This is a genomic window from Yersinia aldovae ATCC 35236 (genome assembly GCF_000173735.1).
GTDB classification, from domain to species: Bacteria; Pseudomonadota; Gammaproteobacteria; order Enterobacterales; family Enterobacteriaceae; genus Yersinia; species Yersinia aldovae.
In genome coordinates this window covers 1-18,082 of record NZ_ACCB01000034.1, presented here as the reverse complement: position 1 = coordinate 18,082, position 18,082 = coordinate 1, and the positions used below count along the sequence as shown (strand labels likewise).

Sequence of the window (18,082 nt, the reverse complement as noted above, 5' to 3'; positions counted from 1 at the left end):
GCCGCAGGTATACCCAAAGTCATTGGCGTTACAGCAAGGCGACAAGTCAACGCATCCCGATGAGCTTACATCAGTAAGTGATTCGGGTAAGTGGACGTAGCCAACACCGCTGTAGCGCCAAGGCCGCAGGGGATTAGGTGCGTAGGCCGCGACCACGCTCTATCAAATACCAAGCCCACGCATAAAATATCGCGATGAAAACGACTAAAACACCAATGGTCAACACCAGTGGTACATCGGTAATTCCGAGGAATCCATAACGGAATCCACTGATCATGTAGACGATAGGGTTAAGTTTTGATACCGCCTGCCAGAACGGGGGCAATAAGGATAACGAGTAAAATACCCCGCCCAGATAAGTCAAGGGAGTCAGCACAAAGGTGGGAACCAGGCTGATATCATCAAACGTCTTGGCAAACACCGCATTCAGTAATCCACCGAGGGAAAATAGAATTGCCGTCAGCATTAATGTCAGTGCAATCATTGACCAGGAGTGGACATGCAGTGGCACAAAGAACAATGAGATAATCGTCACCAAAATGCCCACACAAATCCCACGCGCCACGCCACCACCCACATAACCCACAATCACGATATGGGTGGGAACTGGCGCAACCAACAGCTCTTCAATACTGCGCTGGAACTTCGCACCATAAAAAGAGGCGGCAACGTTGGCATAAGAGTTGGTGATCACTGCCATCATAATCAGGCCGGGGACAATAAACTGCATATAATCAAAACCGCCCATATCACCAATTCGGGAACCAATCAGGTTACCGAAAATGACGAAATAGAGCGACATGGTAATGACCGGCGGCACTAATGTTTGGACCCAGATACGGGCAAAACGCGTGATCTCTTTGATCCAAATACTCTGCAATGCTATCCAATACAAGCGGGTCATGCTTTATCTCCCCCGTTGCCATTAACCAAGTTAACAAATAGCTCCTCCAGGCGGTTAGCCTTATTACGCATACTTTGTACCTGAATTCCTTGTGCGTTCAGTTGGCTGAATAACCCATTCAGACCTTGCTCACGCTTAACATCCACTTCCAAAGTTGAGGTGTCGGTCAGACGATAGCCATAGCCTTCCAGTTTCGGCAGCGGGCTTTTCACGCCAATATCAAAAATAAAAGTTTCTGACTCAAGCTTGCCAAGCAACTGTTTCATAGTGGTATTTTCTACCAGCTTGCCATTTTGGATAATACCGATATTGCGGCACAGCATCTCTGCCTCTTCCAGGTAATGGGTAGTCAGAATGATGGTGGTTCCCTGCGCATTCAGCTCTTTCAGGAAGCCCCACATGGAGCGGCGTAACTCAATATCCACCCCAGCAGTCGGCTCATCGAGGATGAGTAACTTAGGTTCATGCATCAGCGCACGCGCAATCATCAAACGGCGCTTCATCCCACCGGAGAGACGAATAGCCCGCTCATTGCGTTTACTCCATAAATCTAATTGAGTGAGGTACTTTTCCGCTCGTTGCATCGCTTCGCGGCGGGTGACACCGTAATATCCCGCCTGCGTGACAACAATCTGTAACACCGTCTCAAACGGGTTAAAGTTGAATTCTTGTGGCACTAATCCGAGCTGGCGTTTGGCATTTACGATGTCATTATCAATATCGTAACCAAAAACCTGTACCTTACCGGAAGTTTTATTCACCAATGAACTGATAATACCGATGGTGGTGGATTTACCTGCGCCGTTTGGCCCAAGTAAAGCATAAAAATCGCCTGCCTCTACGTGCAAGTCAATGCCATGCAGTGCCTGAACGCCACCTGCATAGGTTTTGGTCAGTTGCGTTATTTCCAGTGCATATGTCATAAGTAAAAAAGAACCTTATTCTATGAAGCCCCCAGCGGTCACAGCACGTCCGTGGCTTGCATAACCCTCCCTGTCAGGGCAAGTTACGGGGGCAGGAGAAGCAGTTAGATACAGAGAAGATGTTGCGCAGATAAAAAGGTGCGATCAACAGGGCCACTGTTCCGATTTCAAAATCGTGATCCTTATCGTATATTATCCTATCGCAATCCGTTCATTACAGGCTATTTATACTAATGAAAGAAATAGAGAAGCTCCTCGCGAATAATGACGTCTGGTCAAAAGCCATCAGTAAAGACGATCCTGGTTTTTTTGAACACTTGGCGTTAGCACAGAAACCACGTTTTCTGTGGATTGGTTGTTCAGACAGCCGAGTCCCCGCAGAACAGTTAACTGGCCTGAAGGCGGGTGAATTATTTGTTCACCGCAATGTAGCCAATCTGGTTATCCATACCGATCTGAACTGCTTGTCCGTGGTGCAATACGCCATCGACGTTTTGCAGGTCGAGCATATCATTATCTGCGGTCACTTGGGTTGTGGCGGTGTTGAAGCGGCGATGCAAAAAAATCTCGAATTGGGGCTTATTGATAACTGGTTACTGCATATCAAAGACATCTGGTATAAGTATCGCCCTATATTGGAGCAACTACCCACCGAGCAAGAACGTAGCAATGTTTTATGTCAAATCAACGTGATAGAACAAATATACAACCTTGGTCACTCAACCATTGTTCGTGCCGCCTGGAATCGCGGGCAGAAAGTGATAATCCACGGCTGGGTATACGGTATTGAGGACGGCTTACTGAGTGATTTAAAAGTCTCCGCCCGTGGGCAGGACGAACTTGAAACCCTTTACCACCAAGCATTACCGAAGTTGTTACAGCAAGATTCTGATAAACAAGATTGATCAGTCACTATGGGAGAGGATTTGAGCGCACCCTCTCCCATCAACAACCTCTGCTAAATCTGTAATTCAAGACGGCATTAGCGAATCACTACAAATATCAGAACAAGATGTTGCAAGTTAAGTCAGACTGAGCACGTACAACGCGCAGTAGCCGATCACTCGTCAAACATCACGACTTTGCCAACATACGGCAAATGCCGATAACGTTGTGCATAATCAATGCCATAACCCACCACGAATTCATCAGGAATGGTGAAACCGACCCACTCAACCGGAACTTGCACTTCGCGGCGCTGCGGTTTATCCAGCAATGTGCAGATTGCCAATGACTTAGGGCCACGCAGTTGCAGAATTTCACGCACTTTACTTAATGTATTACCTGAGTCGATGATATCTTCAACAATCAGCACATCTTTGCCGCGGATATCTTCATCCAAGTCTTTGAGGATTTTCACATCGCGGGTGGTGCTCATGCCATTGCCATAGCTAGAAGCGGTCATAAAATCGACTTCATGGGAAACATCAATGGCACGGCATAAATCAGCCATAAACATAAATGAACCACGGAGTAACCCGACCAGCACCATTTCACTGCCACTGTCGCGGTAGTGTTCGGAGATTTGGCGGCCTAATTCGGCAATTCGGGTTTTGACTTCCTGCTCGGAAATCATGACTTCTACAGTGTGTTTCACAGCCAACATACCTATTTAAATTTATTGATTTTATATCAATGAGTCGCCGGTGCAGATAGCTTCACTGATACAGATTGATGCCCCTAGTTTAACACAATTCACAGGACATCCTGCCACTCTCCCCGCGGAGTGGCGGGGCGAAAGTATAACAAAGATAAACAGCTGGCGTATTGAGAGATATACTAGCGCCATAAATTTGGCTCAGGTATTTTCTCTGGATAGCCCCTCGACAAGGAATGTTTGAATGAATTATCAATCAACCAGCATCTGGCTTTATTCCGTCACTTTTACGGTAATCGCCGCCATCAGCTTGTTTGTCGCCTTTTTTGGCCTGAGCGCCCCGATCTTTTACTACCTTATTGTCGGTTTGGTCTTCAGTGTTTGGGTTTCATTACATTTGCACCGAATGGCAGAGAAAGGGGTGGTTTATCTGATGACAGAAAAGACACAATGGATGGTTTATGTCCGGGGGATCCCGGTGCAAGAAACGCGTACCTCCTTAAAAAACCCCTGCTTTCTCAGCATCGTGCATCTCACATCCTTCTTCCGCCGTTTTCTGGTCATCAAACTGTTGCTGCAAGCTGTAACCCTTTATTTAGCTCTAACACAAACCGTTGAACTGGCCCCCTCTGATACCCCGTATATGCTCTGGGTGATAGTGGGGTTAGCGATAGTGATTATCTGTTTTCTTATCAGCAAGATGTGGCTGACCGCCAAAAGTCTACTCGCTCTCCAACGTTCAGAATGGCTGATAGAAGAAATTCAGAGAGATAGCTTTAGCTATTATCAGGGATTTATCATTAAGAAAGATAAAAGCGGTCATCAGATACTCCAACCCGCCTTAACTGAACTGCTAGAAGTATAAAAGAGAGAATATCCCCGGCCAACTCACCGGGGAGTGACTTAAGCGCTGACAGTAAAGCCCTGCATCATGCCGGTATCTTCATGTTCCAGCAGGTGGCAGTGGGCCATATACGGCATCGCGGCGGGAGCAAGCTGACTAAATCGCACTAATATTTCACTGCGTGCGCCCTCCACCCAAACGATATCTTTCCAACCACGACGGTGCTCCGCCGGTGGCTTGCCGTTTTCTGTCAAAATACGGAACTGCGTGCCATGAACATGGAAAGGATGCAGCATCATGTCGCCCTCGCCAGAAATGGTCCACTTCTCGTATTTGCCCTGTTTGGCGTCAAACGCCGGTTCGGTCATTGAAAACGCTTTGCCGTTAATCATGTTGGCATGGCTGAAATCAAAGGCAGGAGCGGCCTTCATCGCGCCACTCGCCATGCCTTTCATATTGCCGTGGTCCATACCGGCCATATTGCCACTCTCCATCCCTTTCATCGCGCCGTGATCCATGCTCATACCCGCCATTGCTTGCATTCCATAGCGGCTCATCAGCGCCTGCATTCCTAACATGTCCAGCTTAGGGTCCATCATCAGTTGGAACCAGCGCTCTTGCAGGCCCGTGGCGTCAACCAGCGCTGGCACGATAACTAGCGAGTCAGGTAACACTTTGCTGCCAGCGGCCAATGACGGTTGAATGCGCAGTACCGGTAACGGTTTATCAAACGGTGCCAGTGTCATTCCCATCTGTTTTACCGGCAAAGTCACCAGATCAAGTGGCTTACCATCAGAGGTATCTACCAGCACCTCGAAGCGTTCGCCCATCAGTATCGGCAATTCACGTACCATCACCGGTTCAGCCAGTAACCCGCCATCACTGCCAATCACATACATCGGGCGGCCATCGCTGAGAGCCAGATTCAGTGAGCGCGCATTACACCCATTCAGCAGCCTTAACCGCACCCAACCACGCGGTGTAATTTGTTGCGGATAGCGCGCACCATTGGTAAACATTCTGTCGCCGAACCAGCCCACCGCCGCCGTCATTACATCCAGTCGATAGTCAATCTGGCCCTCTTTACCCAGCAATTTATCCTGTAAAATCACCGGAATATCGTCAACGCCCCACTGTTTTGGTAGCGGAAGCTTCTCGCTGTCACTGTCATCGATCAGCACCAGCCCCCCCAGCCCCATCGCCACCTGATGGCCCGTTTTACCGTGAGTATGGGGGTGGAACCAACAAGTTGCCGCCGGTTGATCAAGAGTGAAAGCAATCTGACGTTTTGCTCCCGGCTGAATCAGCGCCTGTGGCCCACCATCAACATCACCGGGGATTTCCAGGCCATGCCAGTGTACGGTCGTGGCTTCCGGTAAGGAATTTGTTACGTCAATAGTGACCGGTTTACCCCGCTGCAAGCGAATAGCTGGCCCCAGTAAATTACCGTTATAGCCCCAGGTTTGAGTGGCGGCTGAGGGTAACCACGCCATCGTGCCCGTCTGAATATTCAGATTAATATGACCATTAGCATCCGGCTGCAACAACGGCGGGATCGGTAAGGGGGTAAAATCGGCAGCCAATGCCGCACGACTCCATAAAGGCAGTGAAGTGGCGGCTCCAAGAGCGGCCGTTAACTTGATAAAATCACGGCGATGCATGGTCGTCTCCATTCTAGAGTGTAAGTAAGCACCGGCTTGGCGCATAAAACCGCAGTATAGAGGTGAGCTTAAACCCTCCCCTTACGGGAAGGTCAAGAAGCAATCATCATGCGGTGAATCGCTCCCCATGTAATAAAATTTAGTCAGTGGCATCGCAGTGTGATAACGTCTGTTGACGATTAATAAGCCTATTTCCGCCATGAAAAGAACAACGTTAGTTATACTGCTGCTCGCTCTGTGCGGATTCTCATCTGCCAGTTCTGCCTTAAGTGAATCTGAAGCGGAAGATCTTGCTGATCTGACCGCCGTTTTTGTTTATCTGAAAAATGATTGCGGTTATAACGATTTACCTAATAACGAGATCAAACGGGCCATTGTCTATTTTGCTCAACAGAATCGTTGGGACCTACGCAACTATAATAGCTTCAATATGAAAGCATTGGGTGAAGAGAGCTACCGTGACCTACGAGGTATCGCTATTCCAGCCCCTGGTAAATGCAAATCTCTGGCGCGTGACTCTTTAAGTTTATTGGCATACGCAAACTAACGATCCTGCTTTACCCCACCTGCCTGAAATTCCGCCGTGCAACCTCAGGCAGAGTTGGCTATGATGTTGCCCCATTTTTCATGGCTGTTACTGCGAAGGAGAAGCCCCGAACATGTCACAGGAAGAACTATGGTATGAGACATTACATGCCAACTTCGGTCAGTATTTTTCAGTAGAAAATGTACTTTACCGCGAAAAAACCGCGCATCAGGATTTAGTGATTTTTGAAAATCCAGTACTGGGGCGGGTCATGGCGCTGGATGGCGTGGTGCAAACCACCGAACGCGATGAGTTTATCTATCACGAAATGATGACTCACGTTCCTCTGCTGGCCCACGGTCAGGCGAAGAAAGTACTTATCATCGGCGGTGGCGATGGTGCGATGCTACGCGAAGTCAGCCGCCACAAGAATATTGAACAAATCACTATGGTGGAGATTGACGCCGGAGTAGTTGAGTTCTGCCGCCAATATCTGCCCAATCATAGCGCTGGTGCTTATGACGATCCCCGCTTCAAATTAGTGATAGATGATGGCGTTAACTTCGTTAATCAGACCGCTGAAAAATTCGATGTCATCATCTCTGACTGTACTGATCCTATCGGCCCTGGTGAAAGCCTGTTTACCTCTGCGTTCTACGCGGGTTGCGCCCGCAGTCTGAACGACGGCGGTATTTTCGTGGCACAAAACGGTGTCTGCTTCCTGCAACAAGATGAAGCGGTCGATAGTCATAACAAACTTAGCCACTATTTCAGTGATGTGAGTTTTTATCAGGCCGCAATCCCGACCTATTACGGCGGTATCATGACCTTTGCCTGGGCGACACAAAACCCGGCATTGCGCCAATTGGATCTGACCACGCTGCAAAACCGCTTTGTCGAAGCCGGTCTGACTTGCCGTTACTATAATCCCGCCATTCATGTCGGCAGCTTTGCCTTGCCACAGTATCTGCTGAATGCATTAACGGCGACATATTGAGCATTAATAAGGAGGTGAACCCAATTGTCCAAGCTTAAGTTGCACGGCTTCAACAACCTGACCAAAAGTCTGAGTTTTTGCATTTACGATATTTGCTATGCCAAAACACCTGATGACCGCGATGGCTATATCGCCTACATCGATGAACAATACAACGCCAATCGCCTGACTGAAATCTTAACTGAGACGTGCTCGATCATTGGCGCAAACATTCTCAATATCGCGCGTCAGGATTACGATCCTCAGGGTGCCAGTGTCACCATTTTGGTCAGCGAAGAACCGGTCGATCCGCGTGATGTCGATACCTCCGAACACCCAGGCCCGCTGCCAAATGCGGTGGTTGCCCATCTGGATAAGAGCCATATCTGTGTCCATACCTATCCGGAAAGTCACCCAGAAGGCGGTTTATGTACTTTCCGCGCAGATATTGAAGTTTCAACCTGCGGGGTGATTTCACCGCTAAAAGCACTGAACTACCTGATCCATCAGTTGGAATCCGATATCGTCACCATGGATTACCGCGTGCGCGGTTTCACTCGTGATATCAATGGGATAAAGCACTTCATCGACCATAAAATTAATTCTATTCAGAACTTTATGTCTGACGATATGAAGTCGCTTTATCACATGATGGATGTGAACGTTTATCAGGAAAATATCTTCCATACCAAGATGATGCTAAAAGATTTCGATCTAAAGCATTATCTGTTTAATGCCAAGCCAGAAGAGCTGAGCGCAGAAGAAAGAGAAAGCATCACCCGCCTGCTATATAAAGAAATGCAGGAAATCTACTATGGCCGCAATATTCCGGAAGTGTGATGTAGTTTGAGTAATATCATTAAGTTAAATGCTATTAATCACTAATACACCCAATTTGACCCCAATTAACCGGGCAGACAGTATTTTGCCCGGTTAGCACTTCAAGGATGACGCCCCTGTTATGAACCGCCTCCCGACCCTGTATGGCATTATTGCGATCCTGCTTTGGAGCATGAGTGTCGCCTTGACGCGCGGGCTATCTGAAACCTTGGGGCCATTTGGCGCGGGAGCAGCCATTTACAGTGTCAGTGGCATTTTAGTGTGGCTGGTGGCGGGTAAACCGACTCTGCGTGGGCAGCATCCGGCTTATCTGTACGGTTGTGGTTTGCTGTTTGTGGTATATATGGTGGCTTTTGCCTTAGCCATCGGTATGGCCAATGACCGTCAGCAGACACTGGAGATAGGCCTGATCAATTATCTGTGGCCGAGCCTGACACTGCTGTTGGCGGTGCCGTTACTTAAACTCCGCGTACGGTGGTGGCTGTGGCTCGGCGCGGCTCTGGCCCTGTTTGGGGTGATTTGGGTAGTCAGTGGCGGTGATGGACTGGATATCACTGTTTTGCGCACCAATATTAGCAGTAACCCATTGGCTTATAGTCTGGCGCTAATTGCGGCCTTTACCTGGGCCGGTTACTCCAATCTGGTGCGGGTATACAGCCGAGGGCCTGGGGCATTACCACTGTTTTTGCTCGCCTGTGCGCTATGCCTGTGGGTGATGTTCTTTATGCTGACACCCGGTAAGTTGCATTTCACCCAACGCGCCACTTTTGAGCTGTTACTGATGGGGGCCAATACCGCGCTGGCCTATCTGTGCTGGGATATCGCCATGAAAAAAGGCAACGCCACACTGGTCGCTGCCCTCTCTTACTTCACACCGTTGTTATCAATACTGATTGCCAGTTTATGGCTCAATACTCCTCCCTCTGCCGCATTCTGGCCGGGGGTTGCTATGGTCGTGCTCGGCTCGTTGTTATGTTGGTCTGCCAGCCGCACTCCCCTTCGGGCCTGAAGCCGCAGGGTTGTTAGCTACACTTGCTGCCTACCTGCAACTCCACGTTCTTTGGGTCGGTATTTTATTTAGTTATGATGAAGTTACGGTAGCCTTGCAACACCAGCAGAAAATCCTCTAAACCACACAGGCAGAGGCTTTCTTCGTCATAGTAATTCATGCCTTCTTCCATCTCGTCGCCTTCAATATCTAATTGATTGGCGCGCACCATCACTTCTTCACCGTCCAGCCACAAGGTATATTCATGACCATCCAGCTGCCACTGACGTTCACTGCCTTTGACTTCAGCCGCTGCGGCTTCAATTTGATCGAGTTTGGCTAAATCGCCTTTAATTTCTTCATTGAGCCAGTGGCCGATCACTTCATGTCCCATGGAGAATCTGACCAGCACTTGCCCGGTTAAATCACGCAAGAATTCATAGTCCATAGCACGTCCTCCTAATGCTCTTTTAATTATTGTAACCGTATTGAGTTATCTCGCTTAGCGCAAGCTCGCAAAGCCAGTAAATAGCGGCAATATTTCACTTTTAAAATAGAAACGGGAGACCATAGGCCTCCCGTGAGTGCTGGAATATAGCGGTTTAGACGGCGGTTTGGAAGATCACACCATCCGCTTTATCCGTATATTGGCTCAACTGATCAAAATTCAGATAGCGGTAAGTATCTGCTGCGGTCTTATCAACCTGAGCCATATAAGTTTGATATTCATCAGGAGTTGGCAGACGCCCAAGCAGTGATGCAATCGCTGCCAGTTCAGCCGACGCCAGATACACATTCGCCCCATTCCCCAAGCGGTTCGGGAAGTTACGGGTCGACGTAGAAACCACCGTCGCCCCATCGGCTACACGCGCCTGATTACCCATACACAATGAGCAGCCCGGAATCTCGATACGAGCACCACTTTTGCCAAAGACGCTGTAGTAACCTTCTTCGGTCAGTTGCGCGGCATCCATTTTAGTCGGCGGCGCGACCCACAGGCGAGTTGGCAACTGGCCTTTGTGCTGATCCAGTAGCTTACCAGCCGCACGGAAGTGGCCGATGTTGGTCATGCAGGAACCGATAAACACTTCATCGATTTTGCTATTAGCCACATCAGACAGCAAACGCGCATCATCCGGATCGTTTGGCGCACACAGAATCGGCTGGGTTATTTCCGCCAGATCGATTTCGATCACCGCAGCATATTCCGCATCCGCATCACCTTCCAGCAGATTCGGGTTAGCCAACCAGCTTTCCATACCATTGACACGGCGTTCCAGTGTACGACGATCGCCGTAACCTTCAGCTATCATCCACTTCAACAACACAATGTTGGATTGCAGATATTCAATGATCGGCGCTTTATCCAGTTTGATGGTACAACCAGCAGCAGAACGCTCGGCGGAAGCATCAGCCAGTTCAAATGCCTGTTCAACTTTCAGCTCTGGCAAGCCTTCAATTTCCAGAATTCGACCAGAGAAGATATTCTTCTTGCCTTGTTTCTCAACTGTCAGCAGGCCTTCCTGAATCGCGTAGTAAGGGATAGCATGCACCAGATCGCGTAACGTGATCCCCGGCTGCATCTTGCCTTTAAAGCGCACCAACACCGACTCCGGCATGTCCAGCGGCATGACACCTGTTGCTGCGGCAAAGGCCACCAGACCCGAACCCGCCGGGAAGGAGATGCCGATAGGGAAACGGGTGTGGGAGTCACCGCCAGTACCGACAGTATCTGGCAGCAACATGCGGTTAAGCCATGAGTGAATGATGCCATCACCTGGGCGCAGTGACACGCCGCCACGGTTCATAATGAAGTCAGGCAATGTGTGGTGAGTGGTCACGTCTACTGGCTTCGGATAGGCGGCAGTATGACAGAATGACTGCATCACCAAATCAGCGGAGAAACCAAGACACGCCAAGTCTTTCAGCTCATCACGGGTCATTGGGCCGGTGGTGTCTTGTGAACCGACCGAGGTCATTTTAGGTTCACAGTATTCACCCGGGCGCACGCCGGCAACGCCACAGGCACGGCCCACCATTTTCTGTGCCAGCGAGAAACCTTTGTTGCTCTTAGCAACCGGCTTCGCCACACGGAAGACTTCGCTGACGGGCAGGCCCAGCGCTTCGCGCGCTTTGGTGGTCAAACCACGGCCGACGATCAATGGGATACGGCCACCGGCGCGCACTTCATCCAGCAACACGTCAGTTTTCAGTTCGAAAGTGGCTAAAATCACGCCAGTATCATGATGACGCACTTCGCCCAGATACGGGAAGATATCAATCACATCGCCCATATTCAGGTTGCTGACATCCACTTCAATCGGCAGTGCACCCGCATCTTCCATGGTGTTAAAGAAGATGGGCGCAATTTTGCTGCCCAGTACCACACCACCAGCGCGCTTGTTCGGCACGTAAGGGATGTCGTCGCCCATAAACCACAGCACCGAGTTGGTGGCTGATTTACGAGAAGAACCGGTTCCGACCACATCGCCAACGTAGGCCAGCGGGAAGCCTTTTTTATTCAGCTCTTCAATCTGTTTGATTGGGCCAACACTGCCCGGCTGATCCGGATGAATGCCTTCGCGGGCATTTTTCAACATTGCCAGTGAATGCAGTGGGATATCAGGACGTGACCAGGCATCTTGAGCCGGCGACAAGTCATCGGTATTGGTTTCACCGGTGACTTTGAATACGGTTACCGTGATTTTCTCAGCCAAAGGTGGGCGGGAGAGATACCATTCGGCATCCGCCCAGGACTGCATGATCTTTTTAGCGTGCGGATTACCCGCTTTAGCTTTTTCTTCCACGTCGTAGAAGTTATCAAACATCAGCAGGGTATGAGATAAAGCTTTGCCCGCAATCGGAGCCAGCTTTTCATTATCTAATGCATCAATCAACGGATGAATATTATAACCGCCCTGCATGGTACCAAGCAGTTCGATTGCTTTCTCAGGGGTAATCAGTGGGGAGTGGGCTTCACCTTTGGCGATGGCCGCCAGAAAACCGGCTTTAACATAAGCTGCTTCATCAACACCGGGGGGAACACGGTTAATCAGCAGATCTAACAGGAATTCATCTTCGCCCGCAGGCGGATTTTTTAATGATTCAACCAGCGCTGCCATTTGTGATGCATCTAATGGCTTGGGGACGATACCCTCAGCGGCACGCTCGGCCACGTGCTTACGGTATTCTTCTAGCACGACTCTCTCCTCGCTTTAATTATCATATATTTTGCCAGGCTTATCTGTAGTCACCAGCCATCATCAATGATGCACCAGGTGTAAGGTAAGATGCCCAGTTTCGCTCAGCCAGCATACCAGTATTTGAACTCAGTGTTAATTCGTTCACATAAAAGCAACATTAAATTTTTGCTGAATCGTTGAGCGCAGTGTAATCACCTGAACTATTGATAACCGCTCTCAGTTAGCCCCTTGCAAGCGGGCGAACATCCGCAAAACCTCCCCGCATAATAACCATACATTAGGAATGGATACCATCTCTCGGTGAAAATCTCGTGCTGTTGATGGGGCTTTTAGAACGCGGAATGAGGAGGGGAACATATTGTGGCGATAAATAAAGCAGAAACAGCCGATAATGACTGTTTCTGCTGTAACAAAAAACTAATGTCCAAAATAATTGGGGTTGCAGGTAGGCAGCAAGCACACTAATCCCGATGAGCTTACATGAGTAAGTGATTCGGGTTAGTGCGTGTAGCTAACACCCCTGCGGCCCCAAGTATGAAGGGACATTTAAAACTGGGTATTCAAGCTAACAAAATATGTCCGCCCCGGCTCATTATAGGTTGCTGCACCGGCACCGGCGATATTCGCGACGTTCTGGGCATTACCCTCACGGAATTGGCGCTTATCGAACAGGTTTTCAATACCGGTGGTGACACTGACATTTTTTGTCACTGTATAGCTAGCACTGAGACCAAAGATGGCATAAGGGCTGACTTCATTGCGTGCCGTACCCGTAACCGGCAGACCTTGATAGTCATATTTTTTCGGCTTCTGACGCCCATACCAGGTCACAGTGGATAGCAGTGACAAATCATCAGTTGCCTGCCAGTTCAGTGAACTATTCAAAGTAAACTCCGGCGTGATCGATAAGTAATCACCGGTGCTTTTGTTCTTCGACTCCAGCATGTAGGTCAGATTGCTGCTCCACTGTGCTGTCTCAGTGAAGGGCACCGTCAGATTACCTTCCAGCCCTTCAACCAAGGCTTTCGGCACATTTTCCCATTTGAAAATATCGGAATTAGCATAAGTTCCGCTGCCGCCATTGGCCGTTCCCAGGGAAACTAAACCTGGCTCAATCTTATTACGGTAATCGTTACGGAAATAAGTGATACCCGCAATAATGCCATCATCATGGAATTCAAAACCGATCTCTTTGTTTATGCTGGTTTCAGCAGACAGAGAATCATTACCCATCAGGTAGCAACTGCCGCCACCGCCATAGCAGCCCTGACCACGGCTATACAGCAGGTAATTGGGGTTGGTTTGATAGAGGTTTGGCGCTTTATAGGCGCGGGCAATGCCCATTTTCATGGTGAAGTAATCGCCCAGTTCCTGTGACAGGTTTAACCCCGGACTCCAGTTGCTCCCTGCGGTGCTGTGATGGTCAAAACGCAGCGCGGGGGTCAGCATTGTGGTGTCTGTCAGCTCGATATTATCTTCAACAAACACTGAGGCTATCTGTGCTGAGGTGCGCGTGTTTCGGCCTGTTCCCGTTAAACCACTGACACTGCCACCCTCAGTTGTCGTCTGGATGTTGGAAGTCGGGTCATTCATTTTCTGGTCATTCCATTCCGCACCGACAGTCAGCACTTGATTAACCCCTAACTCAAATGGCAGGTTAACCTCGGAATGGGCCAGATAGTTGTCCAGCTTAATAGTGTTAAAGCCGTTGTTAGAAAATATTCCCTCAGTTCCGCCGGCTAATCCTTCATTGATACGCGAGTTACGAGTTTGTTCATACTGGACATAAGAGGTTGAACTAACACCGTTATCCCAAAAACCACGGTGTGTTAACGAGAAATTCTCACGATACATTACGTTGGTTTCCGCGCCATACAGGCTGCGCACAATGGCATTGCTGTTAGTATTTTGTGTATCACCGGTATAAATATTCCCCTGACGGCTATAACCTGCCTCGAATTCCAGGGATTGGCCCTGCGCAAACTCCCAACGCAGTAACCCGTTGATATCTTTATTACGAACCCCTTCACGTCCGGCAGGCAATGTGCCAGCCTGATTACCGGTTCGGGCTGATTCATGACCTTGGTTAATATCCCAATCATCAGCATCAGTTTTATTGTATCCACCGTATAAGCGGAAACTGACGGTATCACTGAGTGGCCCCAACAGACTGAAGTCGGTACGACGAGTCGCGCCTTCTTCGCTGTGCTGCGGCAGGTTCATGTAAGCATTCCAGCTACCATGCAGCTCTTTGTCCGGCTGTTTGGTGATGATATTCACCACGCCACCGGCGGCACCATTACCGTAGCGTGCGGCAGCAGGCCCACGTAACACTTCGATTTTCTCAACCATATTTGCCGGTACCCAGTTGGTATCACCACGGGTATCACGCTCACCACGCCAGCCATAACGCACGGCATTACGGCTCGACACCGGAATACCATCAATCATAATCAGGGTGTTTTCAGGCCCCATGCCACGAATATCAATCTGACGGTTATTCCCGCGCTGACCGCTGGCTGAGTTACCGGACAAGTTAACGCCAGGCATGGTACGGATAATTTCAGACAAATCATTGGCCGGAGGGCGTTTGCGGATATCTTCCGCCGTGATAGTCGATGCGCCAAGTGCTTGACGGACTTGCTGCTGGGCCGTGACCACCAAGGTATCGCCGGTGGCTGCTTTGTTGTCGCTAGCCGTTGTTTCTTGTTGTTGTGTTGCGGCTGTATCAGACCCTGCCTGAGTGGTATCTTGTGTCTGCGCCCAAAGCGGAGTCGAAATACAAAGACCAATCAAGCTCGCTAAGGTCGTCAGAGAGCGCCGCTGCCATTTTACTTTCATTACACTTTCCCCGATGCAAACGCCCACAACCAATGTCAGCAGAGGAAAGTCTCTGCCAATCTATTCATAGGGCAACAAAAACGAACAAGATTGATAATTATTTTCATTATCAATTCATCGCGCTAATTGTTACATTTGCAATCGGGAAAAAGGTTTGTCTAAACAGCAAAACCCTTTGTTATAAAGTCAATGTTGTCAAAACATGAATATCGTTAGAGAGGCCATCATGTCGGCGGTGAAAAAAAACAAGTTGCGCAATATTTCCCCGTCATCCAAACCGATTTATCGCGACCAAATTGTGCAACAGTCAAATCTGGTGGCCAGCGACTATCAACTGAGTGGCGCGAAGTCATTGTCCACTGATCCGGTTTTGTATGGCGATTTTCAGGTATTACGTCTGAATCCGCATCTGATCCTGCATACCGCGAATGTGACTAACCTCTACGATATCAAAACCCAGAATCAGCTCAATCCGGCGCTGAAACTAGCCATTGTGGTCAGTGGCAGTGCACATATCTCATTTGGCGGTAAAGAACTGCATTTGCAGGAAAAGGGCGATGCCTCACTGGTTTCCCTGACTGAAAACACCCTATTTACTCGCCACGGTAAGAACAATAGCCATGAGCGCACTCTGACCCTCACCTTTGACCGTGAATGGCTGTATGGCGATCTATTACCGCAAGCCGGTTCTTGGGATACGTTATACAACTTTACTCAGCAACATCTGGCGATTCATTTATGGCGGCCATCAGTTCACGCCCAAGCCATCGCGCAGAAAATAGCGAGTGCTCCGCCCTTTTCAACCCCACTGGAACGTTTGCATTGTGAAACACAATGTATTGGCTTAATTATCGAAGCATTCAGTTCGCTGGAGCAGCAGGCGTTACAGCAAAATAAAGTCTCTTTACGTGGCATGAATCGAATCCAGCAAGTACGTGATTGGCTGGAAAGTGGCGAGGCAGACCATCTATCGATGGGTGAATTGGCGCGTTTGGTCAATATGAGTCAAAGCACTTTGCAGCGACGTTTTCGTGAAAGCTACAACATTACGGTATTTGAGTATTTGCGCCATTGCCGTTTAAAACGCGCCATGCTGGCTATCCAGAAAGAAGGGATCAGCATCGATCAAGCGGCAACTATTGCGGGTTATACCAGCCCTGCTAACTTTGCTACTGCTTTACGGCGCACTTTTAATATCACGCCCAGTCAATTACGTAATGGGTTCTATCCCTAAATAAAGAATATCACTCAGGCTCTATATTAATATTACTATAAATTCCATTATATTTTGTCATCTATAGCTTATTCCCCTCGTTTTAAAAAATAAAATTCATTTACACAAGAAAAAAATATAACGTCATCACGCCAGAAACATTTAAAGCAAAAATTATTGTATCTATACAAAAGGATACTGCATGAATAAAATAGCAATGATATCTCTGCCATTAATAATACTATTTATTAATGATACCCACGCCAGACCAATAGAACCTAAACGTAGAGTGGGGCAAGATTGGAAAGAATTTCAGCACCAACACTGTAAATGGCGTAGGGGGCATACATGTAAAGAGGTGCCCGAAGATGAGGGGAAATTACCCGCAAGAACAGATGAAGAAATTGCTTTGGAGGTTGGCCTGGGTATTCTATCTGGAGGGCCAACACCACAACCTAGAGGATTTAAATTTTCCATAGGAAAGCTACCAATTAAACCGACCACAAAAGCGCTATCCCCCACCAGAATCTCCACAGCACCTAAACTCAGTGCTAATACAGAAAAAACGGCCTTATTATCTGTGAGCTCAAAACCGAAAGCCAAAGGGATATTAAAAGGATTAATGGCAGTATTGGCTATCTTTTAGGCGATCCAGACGCACCGAGTTTTAGTGGAGAACCACCGATGAAACGTCTAAACATAGACACCTCAGAATCAAATGTAGACTCGGATTCAGATTCTTACTATGAATATGATACATCAAGTATGAAAGAATCTGATATCGAGGATGATAATTATCAGCAATCTGAAAAAAGTAAATTCACTGTCATACATAGGAGAAGCCCTATTCAGGAAAGTGAAATAGAAGTCGTCATTAAAGAAATGGAAAGTATTTACAGCGAGGGGTTTTGGCATAAAACCAATCTGGATATACATGATGAGATTGAAAAATATAATAGATTAAGCACTGATAAAAAAATCAGTTTCCAAGATTACTTTGCCTTCAGAGACTATACTGAAGCTGGCTATGTCAGAGTCAATAATGCCATACGAAGCAACAATATCACGCCAGAAATTAAAATAGAAATAGAACAATTGACCAATGCACTCAAACGCCATTCAGATATAAATATCTCCCTTAGAAATAGGTCGTTCAAACATTTAAGCGCAGAAAATACTGATGTTGTTTATCGCGGCGAGGTCAGAAACAAAGTTGATTTTGAAACACAGGTCATAGAGGAGGAAATCGTCAGTAATGATGCCTTTTTCAGCACAACGTCGGAAAAGGAGTATGCCATGAGTTTTAATATGGATAATCTTGAGGATGGAGAGGTTAATATCTTATATACCATCCATTATCCCGAAGGGATGACCTACAGTACAGATATTTCAACCCTGCTAGAAAATAGTGAGGAGGCGAGAATATTTCTTCCCCACAATATTTTCTTGATTACCGAGATAAAAACAATAGATAACGAAACAATTGAAGTAGAAATGCGGGCTTTCGGGGGATTGAAATCGAAATTTGTCCCACTTTCCAGTGTAAGCCATTAATCGGGTTATTTT

Annotated in this window: 14 protein-coding genes and 1 pseudogene; 8 read left to right on the top strand and 7 right to left on the bottom strand. The window is 48.1% G+C overall.

Annotated elements, in window-relative coordinates:
• Positions 1 to 133: 133 nt before the first annotated feature.
• Both YALDO0001_RS14800 and YALDO0001_RS14795 read right to left on the bottom strand, forming a co-directional pair.
• Positions 134 to 904: an ABC transporter permease gene (locus YALDO0001_RS14800; RefSeq protein WP_042547842.1), complete on the bottom strand. Its 771-nt coding sequence runs from the start codon at positions 902 to 904 to the stop codon at positions 134 to 136.
• Positions 901 to 1,827 (bottom strand): ABC transporter ATP-binding protein, encoded by a 927-nt coding sequence (locus tag YALDO0001_RS14795; RefSeq protein WP_004704241.1) that lies wholly within the window; start codon positions 1,825 to 1,827, stop codon positions 901 to 903. The genes YALDO0001_RS14800 and YALDO0001_RS14795 overlap by 4 nt, the downstream gene beginning before the upstream one ends.
• A 233-nt stretch (positions 1,828 to 2,060) precedes the next feature.
• Here YALDO0001_RS14795 and can point away from each other — a divergent pair, with 233 nt between their 5' ends.
• A complete protein-coding gene (can, locus tag YALDO0001_RS14790) occupies positions 2,061 to 2,732 on the top strand; it encodes a carbonate dehydratase (protein WP_004704240.1) in 672 nt (223 codons plus the stop codon).
• Between the two features lie 155 nt (positions 2,733 to 2,887).
• On the opposite strand, the gene hpt is transcribed toward can, so the two are convergent.
• Positions 2,888 to 3,433, bottom strand: a complete 546-nt coding sequence (gene hpt / locus YALDO0001_RS14785) for a hypoxanthine phosphoribosyltransferase (RefSeq protein WP_186366999.1) — start codon at positions 3,431 to 3,433, stop codon at positions 2,888 to 2,890.
• Between the two features lie 235 nt (positions 3,434 to 3,668).
• Here hpt and YALDO0001_RS14780 point away from each other — a divergent pair, with 235 nt between their 5' ends.
• Positions 3,669 to 4,289, top strand: coding sequence for a hypothetical protein (locus YALDO0001_RS14780; protein WP_004704237.1), 621 nt, complete (start codon positions 3,669 to 3,671; stop codon positions 4,287 to 4,289).
• Positions 4,290 to 4,327: 38 nt separating this feature from the next.
• Here YALDO0001_RS14780 and cueO read toward each other — a convergent pair whose 3' ends face one another.
• On the bottom strand, positions 4,328 to 5,929 hold the full coding sequence (cueO, locus tag YALDO0001_RS14775) for a multicopper oxidase CueO (RefSeq protein ID WP_042840180.1): 1,602 nt from the start codon (positions 5,927 to 5,929) through the stop codon (positions 4,328 to 4,330).
• A gap of 199 nt (positions 5,930 to 6,128) precedes the next feature.
• Between cueO and YALDO0001_RS14770 the strand changes: the two genes are divergently transcribed.
• The 4 genes from YALDO0001_RS14770 to yddG all read left to right on the top strand — a co-directional run bounded on the left by YALDO0001_RS14770 (position 6,129) and on the right by yddG (position 9,280).
• Positions 6,129 to 6,476 carry a YacC family pilotin-like protein gene (locus YALDO0001_RS14770; protein WP_042840178.1) on the top strand — a complete coding sequence of 116 codons (348 nt, stop codon included), beginning with the start codon at positions 6,129 to 6,131 and terminating at the stop codon, positions 6,474 to 6,476.
• 112 nt (positions 6,477 to 6,588) lie between these two features.
• Positions 6,589 to 7,452 (top strand): polyamine aminopropyltransferase, encoded by an 864-nt coding sequence (speE, locus tag YALDO0001_RS14765; protein ID WP_004704234.1) that lies wholly within the window; start codon positions 6,589 to 6,591, stop codon positions 7,450 to 7,452.
• Between the two features lie 24 nt (positions 7,453 to 7,476).
• On the top strand, positions 7,477 to 8,271 hold the full coding sequence (gene speD, locus YALDO0001_RS14760; protein ID WP_042547835.1) for an adenosylmethionine decarboxylase: 795 nt from the start codon (positions 7,477 to 7,479) through the stop codon (positions 8,269 to 8,271).
• Positions 8,272 to 8,392: 121 nt separating this feature from the next.
• Complete coding sequence (gene yddG, locus YALDO0001_RS14755; protein WP_004704232.1) at positions 8,393 to 9,280, top strand: aromatic amino acid DMT transporter YddG; 888 nt, start codon at positions 8,393 to 8,395, stop codon at positions 9,278 to 9,280.
• A gap of 64 nt (positions 9,281 to 9,344) precedes the next feature.
• Here yddG and yacL read toward each other — a convergent pair whose 3' ends face one another.
• From yacL to YALDO0001_RS14740, 3 genes are all read right to left on the bottom strand, one after another.
• A complete protein-coding gene (gene yacL, locus YALDO0001_RS14750) occupies positions 9,345 to 9,707 on the bottom strand; it encodes a protein YacL (protein WP_004704231.1) in 363 nt (120 codons plus the stop codon).
• A gap of 154 nt (positions 9,708 to 9,861) precedes the next feature.
• Positions 9,862 to 12,459 carry a bifunctional aconitate hydratase 2/2-methylisocitrate dehydratase gene (gene acnB, locus YALDO0001_RS14745; protein ID WP_042840177.1) on the bottom strand — a complete coding sequence of 866 codons (2,598 nt, stop codon included), beginning with the start codon at positions 12,457 to 12,459 and terminating at the stop codon, positions 9,862 to 9,864.
• A 549-nt stretch (positions 12,460 to 13,008) separates the two neighbouring features.
• Positions 13,009 to 15,303, bottom strand: a complete 2,295-nt coding sequence (locus YALDO0001_RS14740; protein WP_004704229.1) for a TonB-dependent siderophore receptor — start codon at positions 15,301 to 15,303, stop codon at positions 13,009 to 13,011.
• Positions 15,304 to 15,529: 226 nt separating this feature from the next.
• On the opposite strand from YALDO0001_RS14740, the gene YALDO0001_RS14735 reads away from it, so the two are divergent.
• Positions 15,530 to 16,537, top strand: coding sequence for an AraC family transcriptional regulator (locus YALDO0001_RS14735; protein WP_042840176.1), 1,008 nt, complete (start codon positions 15,530 to 15,532; stop codon positions 16,535 to 16,537).
• Positions 16,538 to 16,718: 181 nt separating this feature from the next.
• A pseudogene (locus YALDO0001_RS14730) lies at positions 16,719 to 18,070 on the top strand (ADP-ribosyltransferase).
• Positions 18,071 to 18,082 lie beyond the last annotated feature (12 nt).